The following is an 11,921-nucleotide window of genomic DNA, read 5'->3' on the forward strand; positions in this document are numbered from 1 at the left end:
CGTCAGTGAGCGCCGGCCGCATGTTCCTCTCTTGCACGCAGCTTTGCGGGCAGCGCGAAAATCAGAATCCCTGCGCAGGCGATGGCCAGCCCGCCGATCACGTAAAGCGCCGGTGTCGTGCTGCCGGTGACGTCCTTGATGCGTCCGACCATCACCGGACTGACGATGCCACCCAACTGGCCGAGCGTATTGATGAGTGCGATGCCGCCGGCGGCACCCGCCCCGGTCATCAGCTTCGGCGGCAGGGCCCAGAAAGCCGGAATTGAAGCGATGATGCCTGCGCCCATCACCGCGAGCGCGGCGATCAGAAGGGTCGTGTGCTTGTCGAAGATGCCCGCGCACAGGAAGCCCGCGGCCGCGAGCAGCATGAGGCCGGCGACAAAGCGGCTGCGATGCCCGCTCGCATCGGACACCCGGCCGACCACGACCATCGTGACCGCGCCGCAGAAGTACGGCACGGCGGTCAGGAAGCCGATGGTGGTCGGATGCGTGATGCCCGACGTGCGAATCAGGTGCGGCGCCCAGAAATTCAGGCCGTAGGAGCACACCTGGATCATGAAGTAGATGAGGCCGAGTTTGAGAAAGCCGGGCGTTTTCAATGCGCCGAGCAGCGAGTGTCCGCCGATGTGCCGGTTCTGATCCGCGATACGCCGCGACAGCAAGGCCTGCTCGGCCGACGTGAGCCACGGCGCATCTTCGATGCGGTCTTTCAGCACCTTGAAGACCAGATAGCCGAGCGCGACGCAGGGCAGGCCGCCCACGAGAAACAGCCAGTGCCAGCCGCGCATGCCGAAGAGCCCTTCCATCTGCGAGAGCACGAGGCCCGCGGCAGGCGCGCCGAGAATGCCCGCGAACGCGGAAGCGAGAAAGAGCGTCGACGTAATGCGGCCGCGATAGGCGACTGGGAACCATAGCGTCAGGTAGAACAGCACGCCGGGCGCGAAACCGGCTTCCATCGCGCCGATGAGAAAGCGCAACGTGTAGAACTGCCACTCGGTCTGGACGAGCGCCATCAGTGCGGTCGCGACGCCCCAGGAGATCATGATGCGGCAGATCCAGCGGCGCGCGCCCACCTTATAGAGCATCAGGTTGCTGGGCACTTCGAAGAGCACGTAGCCGACCACGAACAGGCCAGCGCCGAGACCATAGGCGGTGTCGGTCAGTGCGAGATCGCTCTGCAGCGCGAACTTGGCGAAGCTGATGTTGATGCGGTCGAAGAACGCAAACAGGTAGCAAACCATGATGAGGGGCATGATTCGCCACGCGACCTTGCGGACGGTGCGGGCTTCGTCGGGCGGCGCCAGGTCGATGCTGGCGGACAGGGCTTTGTTCATGGTTGTCTCCGGTTCGCACCTTACCTTTGCCGTCGATGCAGAGCGACAAGGTCCGGCGGCCATTCAGGTTTTGGGCGCTTCTTGCGGCGCGTGGAGACATACTGATTGCGCGCTCGTTAATAAAAAAGCGCAAAGAGGCGAAACGAGCCTTCGCGTTTGGCGAAAGCTGTGCGGGCCTTTGAGATGAACGACCGTCTAGTTTCCGTTGCAGAGATGCTCGACGAGCAGCCGAGCATGGCGTGGCACTGCGGCCGGATCGCGCACCCCGAGCAAGAGCCGACGCTCGGCCCATGCGTCCTTCAACGCGACCTGCCGCAGATTCAGCGACCGGACCAGCGCATGCACGGCCAGCGATGGCAGCACCGCCACGCCCATGCCGGCGGCTACCATCTGGCACATCGCGTCGAAGCTCCGAACTCGAATCCGCAGCTTCAAGTGGCGCCCGAGCGTTTCGGCCTCCATCTGCATGCGCTCGGCGAGCGACGTGCCCTTCGAAAGGCTGACGAAGTCGTACTCGAGCGCTTCCTCGAAGCAGACCGAACGTCGCGTGGCGAGCGGGTGTGTCCGGGGCATCACGAGCACCAGCCGGTCTACGTGATAGTCCGTCAGGTGGATGCCCAGAGCCGGCGTGCGGTCCGCGAGGATGCCGAGATCGGCGCGGCCATCCAGCAAGGCCAGCACAACTTCTCGGCTGTTCTGCTCTTCCAGCTCGATCCGAATGCCAGGATTGGCTTCGGTGAACGCCGCGATCTCCGACGGCAGGAACTGCGTGATCGCCGATGTATTCGCCCACAACCGAACGATGCCGACCATCCCCGACGCGTAGTCGGACAGATCGGCGGCGAGGCGGTCGATGTCGTGCAGGATGCGTTGCGCGTGGTCATACAGCGCCTGTCCCGCAACGCTCAGGGTCACACCGCGCGAGTGCCGCTCCAGCAGGCTGGAGCCAACGGCTGCTTCCAGATCGGAGATGCGCTTGCTAGCGGCGCCGACAGCAAGATTCGCCAGCGCCGCGCCCTTGCTGATGCTGCCGGCGCGCACGACCAGATTGAAAAGCGACAGGGAGACCAGATCGAGGCGGTGCAGGTTCATCGGGTTCATCGTGGGGCTCCTCAGCTCGTCGCTAATCGAAAATCCGGATCCATGAAGCTCGCCCGACTCCGCTTTTGCGGTTTCGTGAGCGAGGATCGTCGCTCCATCTCCATCGTGGCCGCTCCGCCCCGAGGAGGTTGCACAGTCGCAGCTGGCGCTTGATACGCCGAAAAGCGACATTGAAGTCGTGGGGGGGCGACGGGCGGCTTGGGAGCGGCGAGAGGCGTCCGCGGAAATTCACGAACAACCTTTCGATTGGCGCGTGGATGCACGAGATGCTGTTGACACACGCGCCCCTCACGCCAGCAGACACGCGATCAAATCATGCGTCGTCCGCACCTCATACTTCCGCAACAGACTCGCACGATGAATATCGACAGTCCGCGGGCTGATGCTCAGCTCCTTGCCGATTTCCTTGCTGGTGAGGCCATGAACGAGAAGTGCCGCGACGTCGCGCTCCCGATCCGTCAGCGTACTCGTGACGTCGGGAAGCTTCACGTTCTCCGACCGATCGGTGAACGTCCAGATCGCCAGCTCGAACGGCCGCTTCGGGTTGTAACCGAAGCCGCTGACCGTGACCCAGAAGTGACTGCCGTCGACGCGCCGCATGATGCGGTCGTCGCTGAACCCGGCATGTTTCGCGAGCAGCGGCGCGAGGCGCCGGCCCGTCGTCGCGAAGTCCTTCTGCTGCGGATAGAGCGTCGCGAACGACCGGTCGATGATGTCGTCGCGCGTCGCCCTGAACAACTGCAGCGCCTTCTCGTTGCAATCGATCATGATCCGCTCCTTCGCCACGATCGCCGCGACAGGCAGGTGCCTGAAGAGATCTTCGTAGTCGAGGGCGGGCATCGTGTCGGTCATGTTCGGCATCTTGTCGACGGTCCGAACCGTGTCCGGACCAACGCTATCGGGCGGGTTGGCTCCCGTCCGATTGTAGCGGCAGCGCGGGCAAGCAGATCATTCGACGCGAAAGACACAGCAGTCGTGTCCTTCGCCCGCGCACTGGACTTCCGCCGAATGCGTGCGCGGGCCCTTGACGGCCACATGGGGAATCGTGAAGGCTCGTCATGGCGTCTCTCCCTGCGTTGATATTGCGGGCGCTCATTGCCGAAGCGCGGTTCAGACCGCGCCTTCGACGCCGCGCTTCGCGGACTGGCCGGTTCTCGCGGTTGCCGGGCCTGCATCTTCGAGCGCCGTCTTCGACGTTTCCGGCAGTGCCAGGCCACCGATCATCGCGAGGATCGCCACGGCGATCAGGTAGTACGCCGGCGACAGGTTGGTGCCGGTTGCCGAGATCAGCCACGTGGCGACGAGCGGCGCGGTACCGCCGAAGATCGTGTACGCGAGGTTGTACGTGATCGCGGAAGCCGTGTAGCGAGTCTTCGTCGCGAATACTTCCGACATCAGCGGTGCCGTCACCACGCCCGAAAACACTGCGCCGATCGCAAGCAGCGCGACGCCGATCAACGAATGCGACAGCACGCCCGAGCCGCCGAGCGAGAACGCCGGATACACGGACACGATGATGAAGATGCCGGTCGTGGCGATCGTCGCGCGACGGCCGACGAGGTCGGAGAAGAAGCCGGCGACCGGGCACAACGCTGCTGCGAAGAACAGGGCGAGCACCGTCACGAGCAGCGACGTGCCGCGCGACAGGTGGCCGGCCACTTGCAGGTACGTCGCGAAGTAGGTGGTGAACGTGTAGAACGACAGTGCCGTCACGGACACGAACGCCCCGAGCTTCAGGATATTCCACGACTGCGAATGCAGCGTTTCCATCAGCGGCGCATGGGCGATGTCGTGCTTGCCTTCGAGCGCCTGGAACGCGGGCGTTTCGTTCAGGTTCACACGCAGGTAGACGCCGATGAGGCCGACCGGCGCGGCGATCAGGAACGGCACGCGCCAGCCCCAGTCGATCATTGCCTGCGACGACAGCGACGCTTCGAGCAGATAGGCGACCACCGCCGCGCAGGCGAACGACGAGAAGGTCGACACCGGCACGAAGCTGCCGAAGAACGCGCGGCGGCCGCGCGGCGCGTGCTCCATCACGTATGCGCATGCGCCGGCGTATTCGCCGCCGGCCGAGAAGCCTTGCACGCAACGAATGATCGTGAGCAGCAACGGCGCCCAGTAGCCGATGCTCGCGTAGGTCGGGAGCAGGCCGATCAGCGTCGTCGAGCCGGCCATCATCAGGATCGTCAATGCGAGCGTGCGCTTGCGGCCGATCCGGTCGCCGATGACGCCGAAGATCAGGCCGCCCAGCGGACGGAATGCGAAGGCCACCGCGAAGACGGCGAAGGTCTTCAGGAGGCCGATCGTCGGGTCGCCGCTGGGGAAGAATTCACGCGTCAGGATGGTGGCGAGAAAGCCGTATGCGGCGAAATCGAACCATTCGACGAAATTGCCGATGGACGCTGCGGCGATCACGCGCCGGAGTGTTTTGGTGTCGACGTCCTGGGTGGTCATGGTCGTGTCCTCTCTACGTGTGGGCGCGTGGGTTTGCGGCGAAAACCATGGTAGGGAGGACAATTACCTAGGTCGATAGGTGTCAATTACCTAGGTAATCGGGGGCGGGTTACGAATCCTTGCCTGTACTGTTTCACGATTTGGTGACCATGACGCTGGTTTGCCAAAAGCCGGCAATGCTCCATGAACGGACTCGCCTCAGAATAAAAGCCCGAGCATGGTCGCCTTGACCGCGGCTTCGGTCTTGTTGGTCGCGTTCAACTTGCGCATCGCATTGACGAGGTGAAATTTGACGGTGCGTTCGTCGACATTCATGATCTTGCCAATCTCGGCATAGGTTTTTCCCGCGGCAGACCATTGCAGCGTCTCGCGCTCGCGGGCAGTCAACTCGACGGTATATTCGGGCACGAACCGCGGGAGCAGATGCATGCTCATCGCATAGTTGGCTGTGTTCGCAAGCCATGACATCTGGTATCCCTTTTCCGCGAGTTCGCGCTCGTCGATCGGCTCGCCTGAGCGGACCATGGTCACGAGTCCGATCGCCCCGGTGCGGCTGACGGACGGCATGCACCAGCCGTGGCGCAAGCCGTGGTGGTCCGCTTCCTCCCAAAACTCGACGCACTGTGTCTGGCTATCGGCGCGCCAGATCAACGGGCCCATCTGACTGAGCCCATGCCGGACCGTCGGGTCCACGGCGAAATAGTTCTGGCTGACATAGCGTTCGACCCAGGTCTGCGGATAGTTGGACTGCAGCATGAACTGCGGCTTGCTGATCGGCAACGGCACGCGCAGACCGAACGAACAGTGCTCGAAACCAAGGGCTCGCACGTCCGCCGAAAACTCCAGAAACACGTCGGCCTCGGATTTTGCCGCTGCGTATCCGTTCAGATACTTTTCTCTCCAGGCATGCATATCATTACCTTTGCGGTCAATCGTACCCATGAAGGGAGCTATATCGTATGGTTGATGCGTTGACCGATTCTTTTTAAAAGCCGTTCAAGGGGACGGTTAAAACTTCCCGGTATCCAGTGACCGGCACGGTGTCGCGTGATGATTTTTTTCTTGGTGAGCGAATTTCGGGGCTTTCTGCGCCCGCGATGGGTAGATCGAGTAGTGGATTTTTCATGCAGGCTTGCCCTTTGTACACGCCGATAACGCGGTGGCATTCTTCAGGTGATCTGTAATAATCGTAAATCACATGTGCACGATCGAGCCGGCTATGAAGAATCACAACGCGCGCGCTGCGAGCGTTGCAATGGCCCTCGCGTGGCCGATCAGCGCGAATCTTGCCGAACTATTCGGAAGCGATTTTAACAGGTGTCACGTCGGGACAACGGATATGCCAAAAAGATGGAACGATGGATACGTACGAATGACTTTGCCGGCGTTCTACGCGCTGCGCTTCCGTCAGCATATGTGTCAACAAGCTCCGGACCTGCTCCATGATCTGTGGGGCGAGGGAATCAGCGCAGTCAATGCCGGCTACTACGAGCTGGTGTGCACCGACACGCAGCCGGCCGCGAGCGTCGGCTGCGCATGGTATGTGGCAGTGGGCCAGTCTGACGTGAAAGTGGGGCAAGGTGACGTCAGCAGCAATGTCATGCTCCTCGATACGGACGGTGACGATTACGGCGCGCGATACAGCCGAGCGTTAATCCAGAACTGGCTGTGCTCGGGAGCGCGTCAACGTGAGCTTGAATCGGCTGTCGTCGCCGATCACTGATCTATGTCCGATGCATAGGACTATTTCTTCGAAAGGCCGTGGTTTTCGCGACTGCGCCGCGCATGCGTACAACGCGCACTTTCCCGCCGATTTTCCTGATCGGCATGGCGATGATTCGATCGCGGCTGCAATCATCCATGCCGCGATGACGTACCTCCAGATGCCTGCGTCGAATCGCCGATGACCCAGCGGGCTCGGGGGCGGTCGGTGCGACCGCTTCGCGAGCCATGGTCGGTTAAATCCTGAAACCGATTTTCTGTCGCAGTGCTTCGGCGCATTCGGCGCGACGAGTCGCGTCCACAACGCCCGAACCTGCCCATTCGGGCAGCTATTTCGTCCTCGCATTTTCGGGTTCAATCGCGCTAACAATTCTGAGAAGAGAGAGAGGGCATTCAGATGCTGACGCTATTGTCCGGCAGGCGCGCTGATTTGAGTCGCGAAACGATGTATCGACTTGCGAAGTTTCGGCATAAGGTCTTCATACAGGAACTTGGATGGTCATTGCCTACCGACAATGGCATCGAATTCGACAATTTCGATCACGCTGACACCCTTTACGTTGTCGCTTGCGATCGCAACGGCGAAGTCGTCGGCTGCGGCCGGTTGTTGCCGACCGACGAGCCTTATCTGCTTGGCGAGGTTTTTGCGGATTTGATGGGCGACGCTTCCCTTCCCCATGCGCGCAATGTCTGGGAACTGTCCCGCTTCGCGATGAGCATGCCGCGCGGCGAGTCGTTGACTGCTGAAGAGTCGTGGCAAAACACGCGCGCCATGATGTCCGAAATCGTTCGCGTCGCGCACGCAAATGGTGCCAATCGCCTCATTGCTTTCTCCGTGCTCGGCAACGAACGGCTCCTGAAGCGCATGGGCGTCAATGTGCACCGCGCTGCGCCGCCTCAAATGATCGAAGGCAAGCCGACCTTGCCGTTCTGGATCGAGATCGATGAACAGACGCGCGCGGCGCTGAACCTCGACGGGGTGGAATGCAGCGGCGGCGTGCCGCTCGACATGTTGCGCAGCCTGGATGCGCCGCACGCGTTCGAGCGAGCGACATGAGTGTGCGATGCGCGTCGTGAACGTTTGCGCTCCGCCGCGCGTCGGGCGGCCGCGGCGCGGCCCGAAGCGGTGCGTGCAATGCGGTATTTCAAGAGGTGTGCCTGAAGATGAACGGCTTTAACGATGTGGCTCGGCGAGTCCTGGTCCGCGAGAGGAATGTGAAATGACGGTTCGAGTGGTGGTAACCGGTATCGGCATTGTGTCCCCACTGGGTTGTGGCAAGGAATTGGCGTGGCAGCGCCTGATCGGCGGATGCTCGGGGCTTCGCCGCCTCGGCGACGATATTGCCGGTGAACTGTCCGCCAAGGTCGGCGGGACCGTCCTGGGGACGGCCGACGATCCCGACGGCGGTTTCGATCCGGAGCGCTCGGTACCGAACAAGGAACTGAGGAAGATGGACCGCTTCATCCAGATGGCGATGGTTGCCGCAGACGAGGCGCTCGCTGAAGCCGGATGGGCTCCGGAAGCAGAACGTCAGCGCGAACGGACCGCTACCGTCGTCGCATCCGGCATCGGCGGATTTCCCGGCCTGGCGGAGGCGGTGCGGATCGGCGAGACCCGTGGCGTGCGGCGGTTGTCGCCGTTCACCATTCCGTTCTTTCTGTCGAATCTGGCAGCCGGCCAGATTTCGATCAAGCACCAGTTTCGCGGGCCGCTCGGCTGCCCCGTCACGGCCTGTGCGGCCAGCGTGCAGGCAATCGGCGATGCGATGCGCATGATCAGGGCCGGCGAGGCCGACGTCGTCCTGGCAGGCGGCGCCGAAGCGGCATTCGACAAGGTCAGCCTGGGCGGCTTCGCGGCGGCTCGAGCGTTGTCGACCGGCTTTAGCGATCAGCCGGTTCGCGCGTCGCGTCCGTTCGATCGCGATCGTGACGGATTCGTCATGGGCGAGGGGGCCGCAATGCTGGTGGTCGAGTCGCTGGACCATGCCCTTGCGCGTGGCGCGCGGCCGATCGCGGAAGTCATCGGGTACGGCACCACGGCGGACGCCTATCACATGACCGCCGGACCCGACGACGGATCGGGCGCGATGCGGGCGATGAAGCTGGCCCTCGCGATGGGCGACATCGCCCCGGAGCAGGTGGACTACGTCAACGCACACGCGACATCGACGCCCGTCGGCGACTCCGGAGAAATCGAGGCGCTGAAGACTGTCTTCGGCGTGGGTGCCGGCCCGGCGATTTCGTCGACCAAGTCGGCCACCGGGCATCTGCTCGGGGCGGCAGGCGCCATCGAAGCGGCGTTCTCCATTCTTGCCCTCCGCGATGGTGTGCTGCCCGGAACGCTGAATCTCGAGCACCCTGACGCGGCCGCCGACGGACTGGATCTGATCGGGCCTGCCGCACGGCACGTGCCGGTCGAGATCGCACTGTCCAACGGGTTCGGATTTGGCGGGGTGAATGCGTCGGTACTGTTCAAGCGATATCCGCCGGATCGGGCCGCAGCGGCGCATTGAGTGACGCTCACGTCGTTCGTGCACGATTCCTGATTCCATCAGTACATCAAAGCGTTTGTATTTGACGCTGCACCGCGGTTCGCCGGTTCGCCATCCAGTCGATGGTGCCGGTGATGGCGGGTCACGTCTCGTGCAATCCGGATTCCGGTCGTTATCCAAGGGAATTTTCCGTGTTAGACACCCTCATCATCGGTGCCCGCTGTGCGGGCGCCACGCTCGCGATTCATCTGGCGCGCGCCGGCAAGCGCGTTCTGGCGATCGATGCAAACAATCTGCCGAGCGATCAACCGTTGTCCACGCACTGGATTTCGCCCTACGGGATGGCGTTGCTGGACGAGCTCGAGCTTGGCGACAAGGTACGCCGTTTCGCGCCACCGGTGCCAAGCATGATGTATGGCAACGACGACGTGACGGGCCGCATCGAGTTTCCCGTCGGCGCACGCTGCTCGTGCCCGCGTCGCATGGATCTCGATGCACTGTTGCTGGAGGAGGCACGCGCGTCGGGGGCTGAAGTCCGGACACGGACCAGATTGGTCGGCCTGTTGCGTGACGGCGAGCGGGTGACGGGCGCCGTGGTGGAACATGACGGCGCGCGCGAGGAGATCCGGGCGCGGGTCGTGGTGGGAGCGGACGGTGCGCACTCGACGATGGCAGCGCTCGTCGATGCCGAGGAGTACCACGGCTACGACAGCCCCCGCGCGATGTACTGGGCGTACTGGCCGCGTCCGGACTGGTACGACACGGATCCGCGCTATCAAGGCGGGGCGATGAACTGCACCTTCGACGACGACATCGTCTTCGTCTTTCCAACCAACCGAGACCTGCTGCTGATCGGGGTGGCATTCCCGAAAACGCAGTTGCCGGAGTGGAAAGGCCGCCCGCTCGAGAAGCTCACGGAAACGCTGAAGGCCAACCCTCACACGGCCCCGCTGATTACCGGTGAGCCCGCGAGCAAGGTGCTCGGCGCATTGAAGCTGCACTTTTTCTTCCGTCAGGCGGCAGGGCGCGGCTGGGCCCTGGTCGGCGACGCGGGCCTCTTCATGGACCCCTCCCCCGGATTCGGAATTACCGACGCACTGCGCGATGCGCGCGCGCTCGGCCAGGCAATCGTCGAGGACGACGACCATGCGCTGGAGTGCTACTGGCGCCAGCGCGACGCGACCTCGATCGACCTGTTCGAATACTCGCGCGGCCGCGGCGCGCTCGGCCACAACAATCCGCTCAGCCGGATCCTGTACGCCAAGCTGACGGCCGACCCGGTGCTGCAGGCACGCTTGCTCGCTTCGCAGAATCGCCGTTGTTCGCCGTTTGCGGTGTTCGATCCCAGCGATATCAAGAAATGGGCAGACGAGGCCGTTGCTCGCGGCGAAACGGACGTCATCCAGCCGCTGCTCGACATGTCCCGGCGAGGCGAGGCGATCCGCGCCGAGATGGCGTTGCGCCAGCGTCTGGCAGAGGACGCGCATGTCAGGCGGGCGCAGGTGTGCGAGCTGGACGATATCCAGCCGGTGACCGCGGGCGGTGATCGAGACGTTCGCGACGTTCGCGTCAGGGCGCCGCTATGAGCGCGCGGAACACCGGCGCGTGGTCGTTGCGATCACGCGATTGCACGCCGTGGCGGGGCGCCAGTGCCTGTCGCCGGCCCAGCGTCGAGTAAACCGAGGAGAAAGCCCATGACCATCGCAGCAACGTTGGACGGCAATGCCGCATTTTCGCGGCTCAAGCTGCCACGACACTTCCACCGGATCAGTTCCGTCGCGACGATCCTCTATGTGGCGCACGCGCTCGCATTCTTCCTGATTCCGGCCGCAGTGGCGTTCGCCGTCGTCGATATCCCTGCGTCGACACCGGCCCGCATTGCGATGGCGATCGTCCTCGGCGTGATCGCCGGGCACGGCATGCACCTGCTGACCTTCGTCGGGCATGAGGGGATGCACACGAACCTGCATCGCAACAAGTACGTGAGCGCCGCGCTGGCGCTCATCTGCTCGTCGCTGGTGCCGGGCTTCCTGATCGTGGGCTTCAGCATGACCCACTGGAAGCACCATCGCTTCACCGGTCAGGACATCGACCCGGATGTGCAGATCTATTCGCAGTACCGCACCTTCTGGTCGCGCTTCTTTCTCGCGCGCTCCAAGGGCGTGCGGATCTACACGAAGAACGCCGTGCGCATGGCGGCCGGTCTTCCCTGGCCGGAAAACACGCGGCTGCCGTTCAGCCAGCGCGAAATGCGCTGGATCGCCCGGATCAACATCGCACTGAACCTGTGCGCGGTGACGGCTTACGGGTTCATCTGGCATCGCTCGTTGTGGCTCGGTTTCACGGTCATGCTGATTCCATATATCGGCGTATACGTGTTCAGCACCATCCGCGCGTACATCGAGCACACGGATACCGTGCCGGGGCGTTATCGCGATAGCCGCAGCTATACGTCGCCGATCTACACCGCGCTGTTCTTCGGCAGCAATTTCCATCTCGAACACCATCAGTATCCGGCTGTCCCGTGTTACCGGTTGCCCGCGCTCCACGCGTACCTGGCGTCGCACGGGCTGCTCGCGGCGGCAGGCGCGCCGGTCGAGCCGTCCTTCCTTGGTGCGCTTCGCTATACGACGGGACGTTTCCAGTATCCCTGCGTCAACCTGCAGTCCGCGACCGACGATTTCCTCGAGCGGATGGCCGACGGGCGTCTCGATCGGGACGCGGCAGCGATGGACGCTGCGGACGGCGACGCGCTGGTCGCTGTCATGCGCAAGTAGAAACGATCCGGAAGGCGCACGCCGACTCGAGCGCGTCG

Annotated in this window: 10 protein-coding genes; 5 read left to right on the top strand and 5 right to left on the bottom strand. The window is 63.2% G+C overall.

Features of this window, described 5'->3' with window-relative positions:
- Positions 1-2: 2 nt before the first annotated feature.
- From C7H84_RS07260 to C7H84_RS07285, 5 genes are all read right to left on the bottom strand, one after another.
- Positions 3-1,334, bottom strand: a complete 1,332-nt coding sequence (locus tag C7H84_RS07260) for an MFS transporter (RefSeq protein ID WP_121858161.1) — start codon at positions 1,332-1,334, stop codon at positions 3-5.
- A gap of 195 nt (positions 1,335-1,529) precedes the next feature.
- Complete coding sequence (locus C7H84_RS07265) at positions 1,530-2,426, bottom strand: LysR substrate-binding domain-containing protein (protein ID WP_121858299.1); 897 nt, start codon at positions 2,424-2,426, stop codon at positions 1,530-1,532.
- A 297-nt stretch (positions 2,427-2,723) separates the two neighbouring features.
- The gene (locus C7H84_RS07270; protein ID WP_240461994.1) at positions 2,724-3,287 is read right to left on the bottom strand and encodes a PAS and helix-turn-helix domain-containing protein; all 564 of its coding nucleotides are present in this window, start codon (positions 3,285-3,287) and stop codon (positions 2,724-2,726) included.
- Between the two features lie 258 nt (positions 3,288-3,545).
- Positions 3,546-4,892 (bottom strand): MFS transporter, encoded by a 1,347-nt coding sequence (locus C7H84_RS07280; RefSeq protein WP_121858163.1) that lies wholly within the window; start codon positions 4,890-4,892, stop codon positions 3,546-3,548.
- A gap of 198 nt (positions 4,893-5,090) precedes the next feature.
- Positions 5,091-5,834 carry a LuxR family transcriptional regulator gene (locus C7H84_RS07285; RefSeq protein ID WP_240461995.1) on the bottom strand — a complete coding sequence of 248 codons (744 nt, stop codon included), beginning with the start codon at positions 5,832-5,834 and terminating at the stop codon, positions 5,091-5,093.
- Positions 5,835-6,111: 277 nt separating this feature from the next.
- On the opposite strand from C7H84_RS07285, the gene C7H84_RS07290 reads away from it, so the two are divergent.
- The 5 genes from C7H84_RS07290 (at position 6,112) to C7H84_RS07310 (ending at position 11,883) form a co-directional block, all read left to right on the top strand.
- Positions 6,112-6,615, top strand: a complete 504-nt coding sequence (locus tag C7H84_RS07290; protein ID WP_240461996.1) for a DUF4902 domain-containing protein — start codon at positions 6,112-6,114, stop codon at positions 6,613-6,615.
- A gap of 396 nt (positions 6,616-7,011) precedes the next feature.
- Positions 7,012-7,671, top strand: coding sequence for an acyl-homoserine-lactone synthase (locus C7H84_RS07295; RefSeq protein ID WP_121858165.1), 660 nt, complete (start codon positions 7,012-7,014; stop codon positions 7,669-7,671).
- 163 nt (positions 7,672-7,834) lie between these two features.
- A complete protein-coding gene (gene fabF, locus C7H84_RS07300) occupies positions 7,835-9,127 on the top strand; it encodes a beta-ketoacyl-ACP synthase II (RefSeq protein ID WP_121858166.1) in 1,293 nt (430 codons plus the stop codon).
- A 170-nt stretch (positions 9,128-9,297) separates the two neighbouring features.
- Positions 9,298-10,692 carry an NAD(P)/FAD-dependent oxidoreductase gene (locus C7H84_RS07305; protein ID WP_121858167.1) on the top strand — a complete coding sequence of 465 codons (1,395 nt, stop codon included), beginning with the start codon at positions 9,298-9,300 and terminating at the stop codon, positions 10,690-10,692.
- 108 nt (positions 10,693-10,800) lie between these two features.
- The gene (locus C7H84_RS07310) at positions 10,801-11,883 is read left to right on the top strand and encodes a fatty acid desaturase (RefSeq protein WP_121858168.1); all 1,083 of its coding nucleotides are present in this window, start codon (positions 10,801-10,803) and stop codon (positions 11,881-11,883) included.
- Positions 11,884-11,921 lie beyond the last annotated feature (38 nt).

This window comes from Burkholderia sp. Nafp2/4-1b, assembly GCF_003635165.1.
Taxonomy (GTDB): domain Bacteria; phylum Pseudomonadota; class Gammaproteobacteria; order Burkholderiales; family Burkholderiaceae; genus Burkholderia.